Raw genomic sequence first — 20,612 nt, forward strand, 5'->3', positions numbered from 1 at the left:
TTTGTTTTTATATCTTAATTAAAAAAAGCGTCTGGCACTAATATAATATTTTCTGGCGTAGAAAGCAAGTTTTGTGATATGATAAAAATGTTGGGCATTTTATCCGTTATGAACCTCAATAGAATATTTATAATAAGAAGAAAGAAAATCTGAAGCTTCGGCTTCTTCTGGATCTTTTACAATTTCCGTTAAGCCTGTTTTTCACCCGCTTTCTGAACCTATTTTCAGCACTGATCCCGGATCTTGGGGATGCATATGGTGATCAGTTTGCCGGAAGCTTTGCGGGAAGAGTTTGTTTTCTCATTGTTGCAATCATTTCTGCTTTAAACCTATGAATCTGCTTGCCGGTCTTGAAACAGCTGCACAGGAAGCGATACCTGTCGATCTTGAAGCAGCTGAATAGGAAAATATGTATGCTGATTTTGAATCAGCTGACCAGGAAAATATATGTGTCGGTTCAGAGGTTGCCGACAACATAAAATAAAACAAAAGAGGAGAATTATCTATGCATAAGAAAGAAACTGTTTTTCAGAAAATCATGTCTGTACTTGTGGTCATTTTGGGGAATATGATCTATGCTCTGGCATTAAAACTGTTCCTTCTCCCTTCTGACCTGATGACCGGTGGTACAACCGGTATCGCACTTGCCGTAAAACATTATACCGGGTTTAATATTTCCGGCGTTATTTTAATTTTTAATATCGCAATGCTGATCGTAGGTTTCATCGTTCTTGGTAAAAAATTTGCCCTGACAACGATCATCAGTACATTCGCTTATCCGATCTCACTGGAATTTTTCAACCGACTCTTCAGTGATTTGGTGCTGACTGACAATATACTGTTGTGTACCATCTTTTCCGGACTCGGTATCGGTATTGGACTTGCCATTGTCATCCGGAGCGGTGCTTCCACCGGTGGTATGGATATCCCACCGCTGGTGCTGAATCATTTTTTCCGCATCCCGGTATCTGTAAGCCTGTATGTATTTGACTTTACAATTCTGATCTTCCAGGCAGCTTATAACCCGGTTGACAATGTACTCTACGGAATCATCCTTGTCATGATCTACACGATTGTACTCGACAAATTACTCGTCTTTGGCACAACACGTATCGAAGTGAAAGTCATGAGCAACGAACACGAAAAGATCCGTCAGGCAATCATTACAGAAATGGACCGCGGCGTGACAGCCCTGTCTGCCCGGAGCGGTTATATGGATGAGCCAACCCAGATGATCTTCAGCGTAATCTCCAACCGCGAGCTTCCACGGATTGAAAAGATCATCCGCGAGATTGATCCGGAAAGTTTCGTTGTTGTAAGCCATGTCAGTGAAGTGCGCGGACACGGCTTTTCATTAGAGAAAAAATATAAATAAAACTATTTCCGGTAATCGTGGAACTTCCTTAGCTGTTATCACTTATGCATTATTTATTCATTATTTTGTATAAATATTAAAAAGTTTATAAGATGTGTTCTTGCCAATCTCTTGTTCTATCTATATAATAGAACAAGAGATTTTTACATTACATGTCACAGGAGGGAATCACGATATGCCAAAGAGAACAGATATTCACAAGGTACTAATCATCGGCTCCGGCCCGATCATCATCGGACAGGCGTGCGAGTTTGACTATTCCGGAACACAGGCGTGCAAAGCACTGCGTAAGCTGGGGTATGAAATCGTACTGGTAAACTCAAACCCGGCTACGATTATGACAGATCCGGAAACAGCCGATGTCACCTATATTGAACCTCTGAACGTAGACCGTTTGGAACAGATCATTGCCAAAGAGCGCCCGGATGCACTGCTTCCGAACCTTGGAGGACAGTCCGGACTGAACCTCTGCGCCGAACTTGCCAAAGAAGGGGTTTTGGACAAATATAATGTACAGGTTATCGGTGTACAGGTAGATGCCATTGAACGTGGTGAAGACCGTATCGAATTTAAGAAATCCATGGATGCACTGGGCATCGAAATGGCCAAAAGCCAGGTTGCTTACAGCGTAGAAGAAGGTCTTGCCATTGCAGACGAACTTGGTTATCCGGTTGTTCTTCGTCCGGCTTACACTATGGGAGGCGCCGGCGGCGGACTTGTTTATAACAAAGAAGAATTAAAAACCGTTATGGCACGAGGATTACAGGCAAGTCTTGTCGGACAGGTGCTTGTAGAAGAATCCATACTCGGCTGGGAAGAGCTGGAATTAGAGATCGTCCGTGATGCAGAAGGCAATATGATCACCGTCTGCTTTATTGAGAATATTGATCCTCTTGGCGTACATACAGGAGATTCCTTCTGTTCAGCTCCGATGCTGACGATTTCCGAAGAGTGTCAGAAACGTCTGCAGGAGCAGGCTTATAAAATTGTTGACTCCGTAGAAGTTATCGGTGGAACGAACGTACAGTTTGCACATGATCCGGTTTCCGACCGAATTGTCGTTATCGAGATCAACCCGCGTACTTCCCGTTCTTCAGCTCTTGCTTCCAAAGCTACCGGTTTCCCGATTGCACTTGTATCTGCAATGCTGGCTTCCGGATTAACTTTAAAAGATATTCCATGCGGTAAATACGGAACTCTGGATAAATATGTTCCGGACGGCGATTATGTTGTTATCAAATTTGCACGCTGGGCATTTGAGAAATTCAAAGGTGTAGAAGACAAACTCGGAACACAGATGCGTGCAGTCGGCGAAGTTATGAGTATCGGAAAGACTTACAAAGAAGCTTTCCAGAAAGCAATCCGCAGTCTCGAGACCGGACGCTACGGTCTTGGTTATGCCAAAGACTACAACAACATGAGCAAAGATCAGCTTCTGAAAATGCTCATTACACCATCCAGCGACCGTCATTTCATTATGTATGAAGCGCTCCGCAAAGGTGCTACAATTGAAGAGATCTATGATCTTACAAAAGTTAAAACATATTTCATTGAGCAGATGAAAGAACTGGTAGACGAAGAAGAAGCACTTGCTGCGAAGAAAGGAGCTCTTCCGACAGATGATGCACTCGTTGCCGCAAAGAAACACGGTTTCTCAGATAAATATTTAAGCCAGATCCTGGAAGTTCCGGAAGACGATATCCGTAACCGCAGAATCGAACTTGGATGCGAAGAAGCATGGGAAGGCGTACACGTGAGTGGTACCGAAGACAGCGCTTACTACTACTCTACTTACAACGCTGAAGATAAGAATCCGGTAAATACAGATAAACCGAAGATCATGATCCTTGGCGGCGGTCCAAACCGTATCGGACAGGGTATCGAATTTGACTACTGCTGTGTACACGCAGCTTTAGCACTCAAGAAACTCGGCTTTGAGACAATTATTGTAAACTGTAACCCGGAAACAGTTTCTACAGATTATGATACTTCTGATAAATTATACTTTGAGCCACTGACACTGGAAGATGTATTAAGCATTTACAAAAAGGAAAAACCGGTTGGTGTTATTGCACAGTTCGGCGGACAGACACCGCTTAACCTGGCTGCTGATCTGGAAAGAAACGGTGTGAAGATCCTCGGAACTTCTCCATCTGTTATCGACCTTGCAGAAGACCGTGATCTTTTCCGCGAAATGATGGATAAACTTGAGATTCCTATGCCAGAATCCGGAATGGCTACTACTGTAGAAGAGGCACTTGCCATTGCAAAAGAAATCGGTTATCCGGTTATGGTTCGTCCTTCTTACGTTCTCGGTGGTCGCGGAATGGAAGTTGTATACGATGACGAAAGTCTGGAAGGATACATGAAAGCCGCTGTCGGCGTAACTCCGGATCGTCCGATCCTGATTGACCGTTTCCTGAACCACGCACTGGAATGTGAGGCAGATGCGATCAGCGACGGAAATCATGCATTTGTACCGGCTGTTATGGAACACATTGAGCTTGCCGGTGTACACTCCGGAGACTCTGCATGTATTATCCCGTCCGTGCACATTTCCGAAGAAAATGTACAGACGATCAAAGAATATACACGCAAGATCGCAGAAGAGATGCATGTCAAAGGTCTTATGAACATGCAGTATGCAATTGAAAACGGAAAAGTTTATGTTCTGGAAGCGAACCCGCGTGCATCCCGTACTGTACCGCTTGTTTCAAAGGTTTGCAACATCCGTATGGTACCGCTTGCAACAGACATCATCACTTCCGAACTGACCGGACGCAAATCGCCGGTTGCTGACTTAAAAGAACAGAATATCCCGTATTTCGGAGTAAAAGAAGCAGTCTTCCCATTCAACATGTTCCAGGAAGTTGATCCGATCTTAGGACCTGAGATGCGTTCTACCGGTGAAGTTCTCGGACTTGCCGAAACTTACGGAGAAGCTTTCTACAAAGCACAGGAAGCAACACAGTCCAAGCTTCCGCTTTCCGGAACGGCACTGATTTCTGTAAACCGCAAAGACAAAGCTGAAGTTGTAGAGATTGCTCAGTCATTCGCTGATGATGGATTCAAACTGGTTGCTACCGGAAATACTTATGAGCTGATCAAGGAAGCCGGCATTGATGTTACACGCATCAACAAACTTTCCGAAGGCGGTCGTCCGAACACGCTGGATGCAATCACCAATGGTCAGATCGACCTGATCGTCAACTCACCGGTCGGAAAAGACAGTGTAAATGATGACAGTTACCTGCGTAAAGCTGCGATCAAGGCAAAGATTCCTTACATGACAACCATCGCTGCTGCAAGAGCAACTGCAAAAGGAATCCGCTATGTGAAAGAACATGGAAATGGCGAAGTAAAATCCTTGCAGCAGCTACACAGCGAAATTACAGACAAATAAATTTTAAAGGAATCCGGTTTTAACCGGATTCCCTTTCATTCACAGAACATAAGGAGGAATTTCCATGAAATTTTGTGGAAAATGCGGCGCCCCTTGCGACGACGCATACAAACACTGCCCAGAGTGTGGAGCACCACTCTCTGATAGCGAGACAAATGCAGATCTTAACGATCACACAACAGATTCTACCAATAATGCTGAGCAGACTGACACTGGCAATAGCAATCATATGCATGAAAATCCGTTTATGACAGCTTACACTGCGCCGGAGGATGCTTCTGCTGACTCCCCATCTGACACCAATACAAGCGAGAATTCTGAGGGAACTTCTTCAAATGAAGCTACTGAAAACGCAACTTCTCATTCTGACGAACATGCAAGCGAGAATACCTACACATACAGTTACTCAGATACTTCCAGTCAGACTGATAATACAACCGAAAATGAGAATGCGTACAGCTACACTCATTCTTCCAACGAAAAAGAGACAACTTTTGATAATAACGGCTATACCAATAATTACAATACCGATAATAATTACAATACCAACAATAATTATACGGGAAATAATGCATATAATGCCAACAATACTTATGGAAATACCGGTTATAATAACAATTTTCAGCAAAATTCTGTTATCACGCCACGAAACATTCCGCTTTGTGTAATCTTATCGATCGTAACGTGTGGAATTTACGGTATTTACTGGATGATCAAACTAAATGACGAGATCAATGCTCTTGCCGGTGAACCATATGCGACATCCGGCGGCATGGTATTTCTCTTATCCATTGTCACTTGTAACATTTATAACTTATACTGGATGTATAAAATGGGTGAGCGCACGGATCGTATTAACAGGATTCAGGGAAATTCCAACATTCTGTATCTGGTCATCGGGATTTTGGGATTTGGCATTGTCAACTACTGCCTGATGCAGGATGCGATCAATAAACAAGTCAGAGGTATGTAATTTGGTGATATTTTATCGCGGTGATATGGTAATGTCTTAAAAAGTGGACGGGGATTTTCTAGAAAATCCCCGTCCCCTTTTTTTATCGTCACAATTGCTTTCTTACTGGTTCCATCCAGTGCCTGCGCAGTGATCTTCACTTTCTTATTTTGCCGCCGCACTCACCGAATGTAGGTTCATCCACTGATTTCTCTACCAGTTTTCAATCTCTTCGTCACTCAGTCTTAATTTCTCCATTCGCTTGACAAGTTCCTCATCCATGTGGTCAAAAAGATAATTTTTCCCACCATGATGACGCTCGATGTATTCTTCCCGCAGCTCTTTTTTCATAATCTCGACTTCTTCATAAAACTCTCTGGAAGAAATCAGATTTGCACCCTGACCAACAGTGACAACCTGCTCGATTCCATCGGAAGTCACTACCGTTACACGGTATTTTTTCGCCACTTCATGAACAACTTTTTCGATATACTGATCTGCGGTCTCCGCTTCCTTCGTAAATACAACATGAATGTTGTGGTATTTCTGGATTTCCAGATATGGACCTTCCACTCTGTATGCATCAAATACAAGGATCACTGTGCATTTTTTATATCCCTGATAATTGCACAGAATATCCATCAATCGGTCTCTCGCCGCTTCAATGCTGTCTTTAGCCAGCTCTTTCAGCTCGTCCCACGCAAAAATGACATTATAACCATCTACAAGCAAATATTCCGGTAAATGCTCCTGCGATTTTTTCTTTTTCACCGGTGTAGCAACCGTTCTTGTAGTATCCGATAATTTCCGCTCAATTTTTCCATACGTGCGGATGAAAATCTCTTCCAGTTCTTTCTCTTCTTCCCAGCTTCCATAACCGGCGCCCGGAGCCGTCTTCCCGACAAAATTGCTTCTTCTGCATGTATTGGAATATTTCTCACCTGCCCCTGGATTCTGATTTCCGGCAGTTTTCAATTCTTTCTCTGCCATCTTTGCTTCTTCTGCCTGTCTCTCGGCAGCCTCTATCCGTGCAAGCTGGCTTTCTATATGCATATGCTCCGGCACTTCATCCCACGGCACATAATAGCCTGCTCCGTGCGAACAGAATACGGAACCTGCCGGATTTTCCATATCACGCTCCGCATCATAGCCAATTGCCTCTATAACTTCTTCTGCATTGTGACAAGGATGGTATCCGGAAAATACGCAAGCAAACCTTCCTTCTCCATGAGAATAAGCTGCAACTTCTCTCTGATAATCGCGCATGGTTGCCACCGGTGCCAGCCCTTTGATCCGTGTCCGATCGCCTTCCTGCTGCGGCGCCTCTGCCTCTGCTGCCAGCCTCTGCATATCATTCAGCGCTCTTCCTGTTACTGAAGCCGGAATCTCAAGTTCAAATGCATAATAAGGTTCCAACAGCACACTGTCCGCCTGCATCAGTCCCTGCCGGATCGCGCGATAAGTAGACTGACGGAAATCACCGCCTTCCGTGTGCTTTAAATGTGCTCTTCCTGCCGCCAGCGTGATTTTCATATCTGTGATTGGCGCTCCAGTAAGGACACCCCTGTGCTCTCTTTCTTCCAGATGTGTGAAAATAAGTCTCTGCCAGTTTCTGTCCAGATCATCCTCACTGCAGATCGTATCAAATGTAAGACCACTTCCTGGCTCGCCCGGTTCCATGATCAGATGCACTTCTGCATAATGGCGCAGTGGCTCATAATGTCCGACGCCTTCTACGCGGTTCGTAATTGTCTCTTTATATACAATATTGCCTTCCCCAAATGTTACATCCACGCCAAAGCGTTCTAAGATCAGCTCATGCAGAATCTGGATCTGCACTTCTCCCATCAGACATACATGAATCTCCGACAGTTCTTCTTTCCATACAACACGAAGCAGGGGATCTTCCTCTTCTAACTGGCGCAGATTCCGGAGCATTTCCGATACATCGCATCCTTCCGGCAATAACACCTGATAAGTCAGTACTGGTTCCAGCACCGGCTCCACATTCTCCGCCTCCACTCCGAGACCTTCTCCCGGCTTTGTCATACTAAGGCCTGTCACTGCACAAATTGTTCCAGCCGAAACTTCCGGAACTGCCTCAAACTTATCCCCTGAATAAATGCGGATCTGGTTCACCTTCTCTTCCCAGTGTTCACCATCTTCCGGATGATTTTCCAGAACTTCTTTGACTTTCAGTTTCCCGGATGTCACTTTCATATGTGTCAGACGATTTCCTTTATCATCTCTTGAAATCTTGTACACACGCGCGCCAAAATCTGCCGGTTCATCTGCATTCGTTTCCATATACTCTGCCAGCCCGTCCAGCAATTGCTGTACACCTTCGACTTTAAGCGCAGATCCAAAATAACACGGAAATACCTTTCTTTCCATGATCAGTCCCGCAATTGTCTCTTCCGTAAGTTTCTCTGCCTCCAGGTATTCTTCCAGCGCCCGGTCATCTCCCATTGCTGCATTTTCATAGAAAGAAGTATCTTTCTCTACATCAAATGCCATAATCTGGTCATCCAGTCCATTTTTCAGTTCTTCCAGCAGGTGTTTCCTGTCTGTTCCTTCCTGATCCATCTTATTTACAAATAAAAATACCGGTACATTGTAGCGTTTCAGGAGGCTCCAGAGTGTCCTTGTATGTCCCTGGATTCCGTCTGCTCCGTTGATCACAAGAATCGCATAATCGAGGACCTGCAAAGTACGCTCCATCTCCGCTGAAAAATCCACATGTCCCGGTGTATCCAGCAAAGTCACCTGCCACGGATCAAGTGGAAATACCGCCTGTTTGGAAAATATCGTAATTCCTCTGCTCCGCTCCAGTTCATGCGTATCCAGAAATGCATCTTTATGATCCACTCTTCCCAACGTTTTTAATTTGCCACTCAAATACAAAATACTTTCCGAAAGTGTTGTCTTTCCCGCATCAACATGCGCCAGTATTCCGATTGTAATATTTCTCATATTTCCTACACCTGTTTCTTCACTTTTTGTATTATAAATCCAGCTTCATCCGCACCAGTTCCCTGCGTTTTTCATATTCACTGTAAAATGCATCCCCAGCGGCAAGTTCTGCCTGATATGGTGTCTGATAAAATGTCCGCAAAATGAAAATCTGCAAAATCTTTGCTTCTTCCGCACTCAAATCTGCCATTGCCGTCTCGCATTTTTTCAGAAAAGCATGCCAGGAAGTAATGTAATTTTCATATGCTTTGAGATTTGCAATGCCAAGCCATTTTTTCACCTTAATCTTCGTTCGGTCTTTCTTCTGACATTCATGGATCTGCAGAAAATACTTAAATCCATCTTCTTCATAAAATCGTCCAAGCGGAAATAACCGGCAGATTCCCGGACGGAATGCATGAATCTTGCATCTGCCAGCTTCATTTAAGAATGGACAGCCTAACGTCCCGTCATCCATGTCAAGATGCGGCAGGATCATGCCATCCACAACTCCGAGCGCGATCTTTCCTTTCATTAATTCTTCAAATGTCTCACCCAGCCCGGCACTCATCTGCCAAACATCATAAGGATCCAGCACAATGGAATCACCCATACCACGGCAGCACGCAGAACAGCCTTTGCAGTCCTGACAATCTGCTTTTACCATGTCATTTGCCGTATATAAATTACCATCCGAGATTTCTTTCATATCTATGTTTCTTATCATTTTCTTATCCCCTATATGTTTTCGCTTTCTTTTGTCTGTCTGGAATCTTACGTTTTATATTATATCTGTGTAATAGAACATGAAAGCACTGTACTTCTTATAGGATAAACGATTGTAAGACTAAATGCCACCCCTTGTTTTACTTTGCAGAAAAATATGCCACATAATAGAAGTTTGTTTTTCAGTTAATAAAAAAATTCCAGAAATTAGCACTCACCTCTTGACAGTGCTAATAATAGATGTTATAGTACAGTTAGAACAAAGGAAGAGAGATAAAAAGAAAGGATCTTGATTCCAGATGTTCCTATGAGACAACAACACATCGGATTCTCCGACAGTGCTTAATTATATTTTATGAATGTCTTTTGAAAGGAGATATGACTTATGATGTTACCTAGTATTTTTGGAGAGAACTTATTGGACGATTTCTTTGATGATGATTGGAATGCATGGGGTTATAGTGACACAAGCCTTATGAACACAGATGTTAAGGAAAACGAAAAGGATTACGAACTGACGATGAGTATGCCGGGCGTACAGAAAGATAATGTAAAGGCTGAACTGAATGATGGTTATCTGACAATCAGCGCAAGCACAGATACGAACAACGATGAGAAAGATAAAGATGGACATTATATCCGTCGTGAACGTTACAGCGGTTCTTGCCAGAGAAGTTTCTATGTTGGCAAAGATGTCACAGAAGATGATATTAAGGCAAGTTTCGAAGATGGCACTTTGAAGATGACCATTCCGAAAAAAGAAGCTAAACCTGCTGTGGAAAGCAAAAAACAGATTGCCATCGAAGGATAATCTTATAATTAAACTTATAGTCGACAAGTTGCTCATAGCCGGAGTGAAAAGCTCCGGTAGCACATAATATAGATAGAGATTCAAGGAGGAATGACTTATGATGATGCCTAGTATTTTTAATGATAATTTATTTGATGATTTTTTCAGATTCCCATTTTATAATGACAAAGATGAACATCGTATGGAGAAGAAACTTTACGGACACAGAGCTCACAACTTAATGAAGACCGATATCCGCGAGAGAAAAGGCAGTTATGTTCTCGATATTGACCTTCCTGGATTTAAGAAAGATGAGCTTACCATTGAGTTAAACGATGGTTATTTGACGATTAGTGCCGCAAAAGGACTGGAGCAGGATAAGAAAGAAAAAGAAACCGGACATTATATCCGTCGTGAACGTTATGCCGGTTCCTGCCAGAGAAGTTTCTATGTTGGCAAGGATGTAACTGAAGAAGATATTAAAGCAAGCTTCAAACATGGCATTTTGAAACTGACCATTCCGAAAAAAGAAGCCAAACCTGCCGTAGAAAATAAGAAACAGATTGCTATTGAAGGATAATGTCAAATTCTTGCTTTTTCTTCTATTTAAGCTAATAAATAATTTATTTAACAAATAGCCTAAAGCCCACAATTTTACTGGGATTTAGGCTATTTTTCATCTTATAGATATTATCTATTATTTAGTCATTTTATAGATATTATCAATTTGCTTATATTTATATATGAAACTATACTTAAATAGATACAAAGTGTCCGTTTTTAACGGTAAGACAAGGAGGAGTTGTTATTATGAAAACAACAATCAAAAAAATCTCCCTGTTTATGCTCTCACTTGCTGTAGTTCTTACTATGGCAGCTTCTACAGGCATGAACAGTGAGGCGGCTTCCAAAAAGCCTACAAAGATTACCCTTAAAGCTACTTCCAAAACGGTAGATATCAAGGGTAAAGTGAAGGTTTCCGTGAAATCTGTAAAACCTTCTAATGCAAGCAAATCTGTAACCTACAAATCAAGCAATAAGAAAATTGCTACTGTATCTTCTAAAGGCATTGTTACTGGTAAGAAAAAAGGTACTGTAAAAATCACTGCTACTTCCAAGACGAACAAGAAAGTAAAATCTACAATCAAGATCACAGTAAAAGGAAAGCCAACAAAGATTACCCTCAAAGCCACTTCTAAAACAGTAGATATCAAGGGTAAAGTGAAGGTTTCTGTTAAATCTGTAAAACCTTCTAATGCAAGCAAATCTGTAACCTACAAATCAAGCAATAAGAAAATTGCTACTGTATCTTCTAAAGGCATTGTTACTGGTAAGAAAAAAGGTACTGTAAAAATCACTGCTACTTCCAAGACGAACAAGAAAGTAAAATCTACAATCAAGATCACAGTAAAAGATCTGAAAGCTTCTTCTGTTAAGCTGAACACAACTTCCAAGACAGTAGCTTCCGGAAAGACAACTACTTTAAAAGCTACTGTAAAAGGTGCTACTGGATTCTACAATCAGGGTGTTACATGGAAATCAAGCAATACAAAAGTTGCTACTGTAACTTCCAAAGGTGTTGTAAAAGGTATCGCAGCAGGACAGGCTACAATCACAGCAACTGAAAAAGGTGGAAGCAAAAAAGCTACATGCCTTATCACTGTAACTGAGCCGGTTAAAGTTGATACAGAAGCCGGAACTGTTACTTTAAAAGGTATCTTAAATGCTTCTGCATTTAAAAAACCAACTATGCATTATCTCGTGACTGCTAATCTTGGAGCTTCCGGAGGCAATCCGATCTTCACAGGTCTGAATGACCGTATTGATCTGGCAAATGCACTGGATTCTCTCGGAGCAACTGCATGGAATACAAATTCAAAAACTGTATTAGCGAATGGTGAATCTATTGCCGCCGTAAAAGACAAAAAAGGAACAAACGCTAATTATTCTAAACTGAATATCAGCGTTTCCTGGGCAGGACATGATGCTGTTGCAATGCAGGATACGATTAAAAATGCTGACAAGTCAGCATATACAGGAACTATTGTATACGCTAACAGTGGTGCTGTTCAGAAAGCAATCCCATCCGGATGCGAAATCTGTACATCAAGCTGTTATGCAGGTATCTGTGCAAGTGAAGATGTTGCAATGGGTGGAACTACGATTGGAAACTCCGCGAACCTTCCAAAAGCAGGTACTGTTGTAACAATCACAATCGCTGTTGATGGATACAAAGCTCCATATAACTATATTTCAAAAGAAGAATTAAAAGCTGATATCGACGGAAAACAGGAATACAAAATCTTAGATGTACGTCAGGCTGCTAAATATGCTGAATCTCATATTGCCGGTGCTGTTTCTGCTGACGTTGACGGTGCTGTATCAGGTACTGATGTGGCATCTGCTACAAAGAATATTGAAGCTGCAATCAAAAATGATCCTGCAGGTACAAAATATGCAGTTGTATGCAATTCCGGAAGCCGCTATGCACAGGCAGCTACTGAGATTATGATCAAAGCTGGTATTAGCAACAAAAATATTTTCACATTAACGGGTGGAATGAAAAAAGATGCCGGTGGATGGGATTATGACAATTACTGTGTTAAATCTTACACATCTGACAAGAGTAAAACAGATTTTACTCACGGTATGACTGTTAATCAGTTAAAAGCTAATATTGACGATGGAAAAACTCCATTCGTAGTATTCGATCTGCGTGACGTTGCATCTTACGCAACAGGACACATCAAACCTTCTATCTCCACTCCTCTTCGTGAGAGTGTAGATGGTGCTTTAAAAGATCTGTCTGATGATCAGTCTAAAGCAAATCTGCAGGCTGCTGTAAATGCTAACCCGAATAAATTCTATGTTGTTGAGTGTTATTCTGGTAACAACTACGCTGCAAAGGCTGTAAACTACTTAAAAGAGATTGGTGTGAGCGAAAGCAAGATTATCGTTCTTGAAGGCGGCGCTAAAGCATGGAAGGATGCAAATCATTCAACAATTGTTGGACTTACTGTATCTGCTGCTGATTTAAAAGCTGATATTGACAGCACACAGTCTTATAAATTAATCGATGCACGTAAAGCTGAAGATTATGCAAAAAGCCACATCGTTGGCGCTGTTTCTGCTGATCAGGCTGGTGCTGTTTCCGGAAGCGACAAAGCTACTGCAGCTGCCAACGTTGAAAAAGCAATCGCAGGTGACTCCGCAGATCAGAAATATACAATCATCTGCTACTCAGGTAACAGATACGCTGAAGCCGCTGCTTCTACTCTCGTAGAAAAAGGTGTGAATCCATCTAACATTTACACATTAAAAGGTGGTATGGGCGGCTGGACAGAAGCAAACTACCTCGTTAAATCTTACAAATCAACAAGTGGATTTGATTTTGTAAATGGTATGACTGTTGACCAGTTAAAAGCAAATCTGGAAGCTGGAAATACTCCATTTGTAGTATTTGACCTGCGTGACGCTGTAACTTATGCTGCAGGACATATTGACGGTGCTGTTTCTACACCACTGCGTGAGAACAACGGTGCTGATCTTTCTGATGAAACATCAAAAGCTAACCTTGAAGCAGCAGTAAAAGCGAACCCGAATAAATTCTATGTTGTAGAATGCTACTCTGGTAACAAATATGCAAACAAATCTGTAAACTACTTAAAAGCACTTGGTGTAAGCGAAGGCAAGATCATTGTTCTTGAAGGTGGTGCTTCTGCATGGAACGCTGCCGGAAATACAGTTGTTAAAAGCACTGTTCCGGTAAGCGTAGACAAAGCTAACAAGACAATCTCTGTATATGGTGTACTGAACGGTAAATACTTAGAAGAGCCAACAAAACACTATATGTCCACAACAGGATGCTCACTTGGAAATCAGTGCCTGTTCGAAGGATTATGCGATCGTCTTGACTTTGCTGACGCAATGGCAGAGCTTGGCGGAACACCATGGAATACAACTCCTGGTGGACACAAAATCAAATCTGGTGAATATATTACCCCGGAAAATGGTGACAACAAAGACTACACTCATGTAGACGTTAACGTATCATGGGGAGACAAAACAGTTTCCATGGCTGATACTTTAACATCTGTAGATGGCAGCCCGGTTACAATCGATGAAGTATTCTCTAACAGCAAAGACGTATCTGCTTCTTACAAATCAGGATGCCTGCTCTGCACATGCAGCTGCTACGCAGGTGTTGTAACAAACGAAGATATGCCATTTGTTTCCGGTGCTGATATTAAAACAATGGGTAACAAAGACGTACTTCCTAAAGCAGGAACAGTTGTAAAAATCACTGTAACATTAAAATAATCAAATACATGAAATTATAAGCAAGTCTTATATATTGAAGTATTTTGAACGGTCTTGCCTTTCTGGCAGGACCGTTTTTTTTAAGGAGGATTTATGCACATACTAAAAAAAATAAATCATCTTTCCCGGCTCGTCATGATTGCGATTACTGCACTGTTCTTAAGCGCAGGTATGATTTTATTTGCGAAGCCGGTTCACGTAATGGCAGCCACTTCAATCAGCGATAAAACCGGTCTGGAAAATTTCATTACCCAAAATGGCGGTACATACATCTCGCCGGATGATTCAACGGTAAAACTTACAAGTGATCTGACCTGCTCGGATTATCTGATCACTTATCTGACTCAGGATCTGACACTGGATCTTAACAACCATTCCATTTTATTTGAAAAAGCAAATGGATTTTCTGTGCGTGGCTCCGGAGCAGATAACCTTGCCGTTTTCCGGATTACAAATTCCGGCGAAGACATATCGAAGGCAATTATCTCTACCTCCGGTCAATATCCGAACACACAGGAGATCACTACCCTCAATGTTGCCGGGGCATTGGAACTTTCTGATATAACTATCGCCAACCAGGCAACCGGTGGTTCCGGCAATCCAATGGCAATTCAGCAGTCTGTGAAAGGCTCTGATCTTAAAATAACTGACTGTACGGTCACAAGCACAGGTTCCTGCTATTATATGCTCTACGGAAATGCAGCATTTCATAACTGCAGTGCCATTTCCTCCGGAAAATATGCAACTGTTCTTCTGGAAAACCAGGGAACACTGACACTGGATGACGGCACGTACTCGCAAACCGTCTCTGCACCTGCCGTAAAGGTAAATGGCGGCGCAATTGAAGGTGATGCCACTCTTTCCATTGAATGTGGCACTTATCAGGGTGCTCCTGCTCTTGATATTTCCGGTGAAAGAGCGGTCACAAGTATTGCATGTGGAACTTTTATTTCTACCAGCTCTGAAATCGAACCGATTCAGCTTACAAATAATGCTCCGGAGATCAAATGGGGCTTTGATTCTACTAAATACGAGCTTGCGAAAAATGGTTCTACATGGAAAATTGCATCAAAACCGAAAAATCCTGCTGACAATTCAAATGACAAACCGTCAAAGCCATCTACACCGTTGAAACCTTCTACACCAGCAAAGCCGAAGGTTGTTTCTACAAAGCCGAAAATTGCGAAACTGACTCCTAAGAAGAAATCTCTTTCTGTCAAATTTGCAAAGAAGCCGTCCGGCTACTACGGCAAAGCATATCAGGTTGCCTACCGTGTAAAGGGTACAAAAAAATGGAAAACTATTACGACGGGCAAGCAGATCAAAACACTGAAATCTCTGAAAAAAGGAAAGAAATATCAGGTTCGCGTCCGTGCTTATAAAAAGGTGAGTAAAAAGACCTATTTCAGTAAATGGAGCAGCATTAAGACTTCTGGAAAAATTAAGTGATAAGGAACATCCGTTCTGTATTTCCTGTCATACTTACCTGGGAACTTAATACAGATATTATAAATGAGCCAGTGTAACATCAATTATTATACTGGCTCATTTTCGTTCTCTTTTATTTATTAAAAAATCAATTCCAAATCACCTAATCTTGTTCTGGCTTCACCCAGTTCTCGACTAAATCAATATCCCTTCACAGTGGTCTACTTCATGCTGAATGATCTGTGCGATCCAGCCAGAATATTTCTGCTTTTGTTTCTTCATATTTATATCCTGATATTCCACTTCTATTTCCTGATATCTTGTGCAGCTTCTCACTCCAGGCAGCGAAAGACACCCCTCCTCTGTGTCATATCTCCCTGATTTTTTTATGATTTTCGGATTGAACATTGCCACATTCATAAATCCCATATTCACTGCAATTATCCGTTTCTTCTCACCGATCATATTTGCAGCCATGCCAACACAGCCTTCTTCGTGTGCTTTTAAAGTATCCAGCAGATCGACTGCGATCTGTCTGTCCTTTTCTGTTGCCGGCTCTGATTTCTGACTCAAAAACACCGGATCATGCATTATCATTCGTACCATTTTTTATTCCCCGCTTTCTTAAAATTCCTCTGTAACGCTTCCATACATATTCTGATTATAATAACTTATATAATGTTGAAACTAAAACATCTAACTATTTTTTTATAAAAAGCTCGTCTTCCAGATTGGAATTGCGTTGATGACTGGTTCTTCATACGGATGCACTTCCTTGATTGCCTGAATCGTCCGCTCCGCCGCTTCTGCATAGATTGTCACTTCTACTTTTGCCTCCGGTTCGCTGCTTATTTTCCCATTCTCGCCAATATACGGATCACATCCATCTAACGGTCTCCAATATCCCGTCACCTGACTTACTGACATGCAGGAATCATAATTCCCAATATGTCCGGCGTCCACTTTCTGTAACGCTTTCTGTAGTTCCAATATTTTCGTTTCCGGAATAAAAATCTCTAATTTGCAATATTTAAATTCCATAATTTTTTACCTGCTTTCCTGATTTTATTTATCACTAAATCTAAATAAAACCATAATATAAATTATTTTATGATCTGCCTATATTATTTCAAATTTTAATCCATTTCCCCGTGAATGTATTTTCCATCCTAAACCACCCGGCAAAATTTTTGCTATTTTCAAAAAATCTATTATTTTTCCAAAACTACACTCATCTCGTGCCACTCTTCGCCACCCCAGACAGAGTCAGATATGCCACGGTCAATAAAGCCAAATTTTTCATACATCTCTACTTTCGCATCCAGGCAGGTAAGAATAATCTCGCTGCGCCCTTTCGCCTGTTCTCTCTGCAAATACACGGCAACCAGTTCTCTTGCAAGTCCTTGTCTACGATATTCCGGCAAAACATCCAGTCCCAGCAGCATAATATTTTTCCCGTTCGGGTTATGTAAACCGGCGTCAGTAAAAAATTCATCCCGAAGTTTTGGCTCGTCTGTCGCAAGTCCGTTCAAAAATCCAACAATCTTTCCATTTCCCTTATCTACTGCAACGAGAAATAGTTCCGAAATATCCCTGACTCTGTCACACATGTTTTTCTCAGAGCAGGCTTCATTTGGTGGAAAACAGATTCGTTCAATCTCTGCTGCCTGTTCCGCTTCTCCTTGTTCTATATTCCGAAATTCAAATCTTTCATAAAGTGCTTTTTTATCCATTGTTTTCCTTTCCTTCTCTTATTCATTATATAATTACACTGGCAATGTTAAATATTTCTTTCTTCTATAAGCAAAACTGTAACATCATTTACATTCGTTCCGGTCGGACCTGTTTTTATCAGTCCATCACATTTCTCCAAAGTTGCGTACGCGTTGTTATTACGCAGCTCGTGGTAAATATCTGTCTTATGTTTTCGCAACATTTCGCAAGTCTTTCCATCCACATAACCGCCTGCGGCATCCGTCGGGCCATCAGTTCCGTCACTTCCAATGCTGAAAAGTGCTACGCCTTCCATTCCATCTAAACCGATTGCCGCCGACAGCGCCAGCTCCTGATTGCGTCCACCTTTTCCGGTACCATGTAAATGTACAACCGTCTCACCGCCTGCAATAAATGCAAGCTTATTTGTATTCTTCTGCTGTTCATTTTGCTGCATATTCTGCGGAATATCTCCACACCTATTTCCTTGCATATTACAACAGTGTGTTTTCGCAATCGATGCGAGAAACGCCCCTGCTTCTTTCGCTTCGCAGTCCAGCCGGTCTGTTAAAATGACCGACTCATAGCCCAGTTCCTCACAAGCCTCTTTTGCAGCTGTGCAAAGCGCACTCACACTTCCACTGATGACCGTCTCGACATTGTACAATTCTTTCGGCGTTTCCTTTTTCAGCAGCTCCTTTATGGAATCCTTCAGCTTTAATCCATACCTGTCTGCAATCTCCAGTGTTTCCTCACAGGTACTCTGATCCGCACATGCCGGACCGGATGCAATCATATCCAGCGGATCACCGATAATATCACTGAGCACAATCGAAAATATCTTCGCCGGTGCGACATGCTGAGCAAATCGACCACCTTTTACCGCCGACAGGCGTTTCCGTATCGTATTCATTTCTTTAATATTTGCGCCACTGGCAAGAAGCTGCTTTGTAACATCTTCCAGCTCTTTGCCGGATACAAGCGGCTTCTCAAATAATGCCGATCCACCACCGGAAATCAGAAATAATACTACATCTTCCGGACTCAGCCCTGCCGTCATGTCAAGTATCTTCTGCGTTCCTTCAAACGAATTCTCATCCGGAACCGGATGCCCTGCTTCCAGGCATTCTACGTGCGGGATTTCTCCCTTTACATGGTCATATTTTGTCAAAACGATTCCGCCATCCAGCCGATCATCCAATATTTCTACTGCCGCCTGCGCCATCTGCCATGCGGCTTTCCCGATTGCAACAAGATATAGTTTTCCACTATCATCCACAACCGAACGGAATCTATCCCCGGTCAGAACAGCTTTTACCGCCTCATCCGGGAGAACGCTGTGGAGTGCATGACGGATGATATACTCGGATTGTTGTCTAAGTGTCATAATATTGGCTCCTCTGTCCTTGCTTTCTCTTAAGTATTTTTCTATATTAAATTCGTTAATGCTCTTCAATTCATGGCTCAAAACTAACACCTCATATATTATCTTTAATTTAAATTTGTTTTTACAAATTTTGCCTCTCCAATATTATACAGGAAATTATTTATAATTAATACATCAATAGAAAAAACGTTTTTCGTTTATGTTTCTTTGATAGTTATAGCATAGCAAAATAGGTATACGATAAAGCGACTTTTGTAAGCTTTAAAACAAATAAAGACAGCAAAAAACTTGCCGCCTTTAACCTTTTACATCATTCTCAAATATAAATAGATTACATTGATTTTAGTTTCCATATATATTAACTTTACAATCTTTCTCAAACATCCACGCACCCAAATTGGGGACAATTGTACTTTTAATTCCGTATTCTTTTACATCACTCTCAAACTTAATGGGGAGAATCTTAATGTATGCTATAGTTTATATGTTTTCACATCAATTTCAAGTTCCTTTTTTTATAACCGATTACTTATCAGTTTTAGTACCATACATTTTTACATCATTTTCAAACACCAGTGGATACTGTAACTGTCGAATCTGTGTTTCAGTACCATACATTTTCACATCATTCTCAAACATGCCGGAACGTATTGTATCGGCTGAAGAGTTTCAGTTCCATACATTTTTACATCATTCTCAAACGCTTGATAAATCTTTAAAGTAACTATCTGTGTTTCAGTACCATACGTTTTTACATCATTCTCAAACAGTTGTTCACAGTTGGATAACATTATACCGTTTCAGTACCATACGTTTTTACATCATTCTCAAACAACATTTCCTGATAAGTAACCACCCACTGTGTTTCAGTACCATACGTTTTTACATCATTCTCAAACAATTGCGACAGACGTATCACTCGGAGTCGTGTTTCAGTACCATACGTTTTTACATCATTCTCAAACTTATCTACAAGTCTGTATGCTTTTATTTGCGTTTCAGTACCATACGTTTTTACATCATTCTCAAACACCACGGAGAAGATGTCCGTCAAGTGTATCGTTTCAGTACCATACGTTTTTACATCATTCTCAAACGCACCTTAAAGGTGTAAGCTGATAACACGGGTTTCAGTACCATACGTTTTTACATCATTCTCAAACGGAGCAATCGACCGGAAGTAAATAATTGTGGTTTCAGTACCATACGTTTTTACATCATTCTCAAACGAATAATTGTATTAGATGCAGGGCTTACAAGTTTCAGTACCATACGTTTTTACATCATTCTCAAACCAGGTCAGAGAAGAGAAGTAACTGTGATCAGTTTCAGTACCATACGTTTTTACATCATTCTCAAACCTAAGTAATTCAGCACGTTGTTCCATGACAGTTTCAGTACCATACGTTTTTACATCATTCTCAAACCGATAACATGGACTCAATCTAGCATATCTTGTTTCAGTACCATACGTTTTTACATCATTCTCAAACAGAGAAATGCACGAACAGCAGAAGTCAGAGTTTCAGTACCATACGTTTTTACATCATTCTCAAACAGGAATCT

General features: G+C 41.5%; 13 protein-coding genes and 1 CRISPR repeat array (1 of these 14 only partly in view). Of the genes, 7 read left to right on the forward strand and 6 right to left on the reverse strand.

From position 1 onward, the window contains the following. The first annotated feature begins 505 nt into the window (after positions 1 to 505). The 3 genes from DW152_RS03515 to DW152_RS03525 all read left to right on the forward strand — a co-directional run bounded on the left by DW152_RS03515 (position 506) and on the right by DW152_RS03525 (position 5,751). The gene (locus DW152_RS03515) at positions 506 to 1,375 is read left to right on the forward strand and encodes a YitT family protein (RefSeq protein WP_021861211.1); all 870 of its coding nucleotides are present in this window, start codon (positions 506 to 508) and stop codon (positions 1,373 to 1,375) included. Positions 1,376 to 1,550: 175 nt separating this feature from the next. Further along, positions 1,551 to 4,778, forward strand: a complete 3,228-nt coding sequence (carB, locus tag DW152_RS03520) for a carbamoyl-phosphate synthase large subunit (protein WP_117536932.1) — start codon at positions 1,551 to 1,553, stop codon at positions 4,776 to 4,778. Positions 4,779 to 4,842: 64 nt separating this feature from the next. After that, a complete protein-coding gene (locus DW152_RS03525; protein ID WP_242992881.1) occupies positions 4,843 to 5,751 on the forward strand; it encodes a DUF4234 domain-containing protein in 909 nt (302 codons plus the stop codon). 192 nt (positions 5,752 to 5,943) lie between these two features. Here the strand turns inward: DW152_RS03525 and DW152_RS03530 are convergent, their stop codons facing one another. Then, on the reverse strand, positions 5,944 to 8,703 hold the full coding sequence (locus DW152_RS03530) for a translation factor GTPase family protein (protein ID WP_117536933.1): 2,760 nt from the start codon (positions 8,701 to 8,703) through the stop codon (positions 5,944 to 5,946). 31 nt (positions 8,704 to 8,734) lie between these two features. Continuing rightward, positions 8,735 to 9,409: a YkgJ family cysteine cluster protein gene (locus tag DW152_RS03535; protein ID WP_117536934.1), complete on the reverse strand. Its 675-nt coding sequence runs from the start codon at positions 9,407 to 9,409 to the stop codon at positions 8,735 to 8,737. A gap of 384 nt (positions 9,410 to 9,793) precedes the next feature. On the opposite strand from DW152_RS03535, the gene DW152_RS03540 reads away from it, so the two are divergent. From DW152_RS03540 to DW152_RS03555, 4 genes are all read left to right on the forward strand, one after another. Then, a complete protein-coding gene (locus tag DW152_RS03540; RefSeq protein ID WP_021861216.1) occupies positions 9,794 to 10,219 on the forward strand; it encodes an Hsp20/alpha crystallin family protein in 426 nt (141 codons plus the stop codon). 97 nt (positions 10,220 to 10,316) lie between these two features. Continuing rightward, positions 10,317 to 10,778, forward strand: a complete 462-nt coding sequence (locus tag DW152_RS03545; RefSeq protein ID WP_199537811.1) for an Hsp20/alpha crystallin family protein — start codon at positions 10,317 to 10,319, stop codon at positions 10,776 to 10,778. Between the two features lie 230 nt (positions 10,779 to 11,008). Continuing rightward, positions 11,009 to 14,518, forward strand: a complete 3,510-nt coding sequence (locus tag DW152_RS03550) for a rhodanese-like domain-containing protein (protein ID WP_118287968.1) — start codon at positions 11,009 to 11,011, stop codon at positions 14,516 to 14,518. Positions 14,519 to 14,611: 93 nt separating this feature from the next. After that, positions 14,612 to 15,967 carry a fibronectin type III domain-containing protein gene (locus DW152_RS03555; protein ID WP_117536954.1) on the forward strand — a complete coding sequence of 452 codons (1,356 nt, stop codon included), beginning with the start codon at positions 14,612 to 14,614 and terminating at the stop codon, positions 15,965 to 15,967. Between the two features lie 174 nt (positions 15,968 to 16,141). On the opposite strand, the gene DW152_RS03560 is transcribed toward DW152_RS03555, so the two are convergent. The 4 genes from DW152_RS03560 to DW152_RS03575 form a co-directional block, all read right to left on the reverse strand. After that, the gene (locus DW152_RS03560; RefSeq protein ID WP_021861220.1) at positions 16,142 to 16,552 is read right to left on the reverse strand and encodes a peptide deformylase; all 411 of its coding nucleotides are present in this window, start codon (positions 16,550 to 16,552) and stop codon (positions 16,142 to 16,144) included. 102 nt (positions 16,553 to 16,654) lie between these two features. Beyond that, positions 16,655 to 16,987 (reverse strand): divalent cation tolerance protein CutA, encoded by a 333-nt coding sequence (gene cutA, locus DW152_RS03565; RefSeq protein WP_021861221.1) that lies wholly within the window; start codon positions 16,985 to 16,987, stop codon positions 16,655 to 16,657. 170 nt (positions 16,988 to 17,157) lie between these two features. Then, complete coding sequence (locus tag DW152_RS03570) at positions 17,158 to 17,679, reverse strand: GNAT family N-acetyltransferase (protein ID WP_021861222.1); 522 nt, start codon at positions 17,677 to 17,679, stop codon at positions 17,158 to 17,160. A gap of 47 nt (positions 17,680 to 17,726) precedes the next feature. Beyond that, positions 17,727 to 19,127, reverse strand: coding sequence for a glycerate kinase type-2 family protein (locus DW152_RS03575; RefSeq protein WP_330411766.1), 1,401 nt, complete (start codon positions 19,125 to 19,127; stop codon positions 17,727 to 17,729). A 454-nt stretch (positions 19,128 to 19,581) separates the two neighbouring features. Then, a CRISPR array of direct repeats spans positions 19,582 to 20,612; the repeat unit is 36 nt; unit sequence GTTTCAGTACCATACGTTTTTACATCATTCTCAAAC (it continues 386 nt past the right edge of the window).

Source organism: Dorea sp. AM13-35, assembly GCF_003473885.1.
GTDB lineage: Bacteria > Bacillota > Clostridia > Lachnospirales > Lachnospiraceae > Dorea_D > Dorea_D hominis.

Coding starts and splice junctions, on each gene's coding strand:
- DW152_RS03515 (WP_021861211.1), top strand. CDS start 506: ATGCATAAGAAAGAAACTGTTTTTCAGAAAATCATGTCTGTACTTGTG.
- carB (WP_117536932.1), top strand. CDS start 1,551: ATGCCAAAGAGAACAGATATTCACAAGGTACTAATCATCGGCTCCGGC.
- DW152_RS03525 (WP_242992881.1), top strand. CDS start 4,843: ATGAAATTTTGTGGAAAATGCGGCGCCCCTTGCGACGACGCATACAAA.
- DW152_RS03530 (WP_117536933.1), bottom strand. CDS start 8,703: ATGAGAAATATTACAATCGGAATACTGGCGCATGTTGATGCGGGAAAG.
- DW152_RS03535 (WP_117536934.1), bottom strand. CDS start 9,409: ATGATAAGAAACATAGATATGAAAGAAATCTCGGATGGTAATTTATAT.
- DW152_RS03540 (WP_021861216.1), top strand. CDS start 9,794: ATGATGTTACCTAGTATTTTTGGAGAGAACTTATTGGACGATTTCTTT.
- DW152_RS03545 (WP_199537811.1), top strand. CDS start 10,317: ATGATGATGCCTAGTATTTTTAATGATAATTTATTTGATGATTTTTTC.
- DW152_RS03550 (WP_118287968.1), top strand. CDS start 11,009: ATGAAAACAACAATCAAAAAAATCTCCCTGTTTATGCTCTCACTTGCT.
- DW152_RS03555 (WP_117536954.1), top strand. CDS start 14,612: ATGCACATACTAAAAAAAATAAATCATCTTTCCCGGCTCGTCATGATT.
- DW152_RS03560 (WP_021861220.1), bottom strand. CDS start 16,552: ATGGTACGAATGATAATGCATGATCCGGTGTTTTTGAGTCAGAAATCA.
- cutA (WP_021861221.1), bottom strand. CDS start 16,987: ATGGAATTTAAATATTGCAAATTAGAGATTTTTATTCCGGAAACGAAA.
- DW152_RS03570 (WP_021861222.1), bottom strand. CDS start 17,679: ATGGATAAAAAAGCACTTTATGAAAGATTTGAATTTCGGAATATAGAA.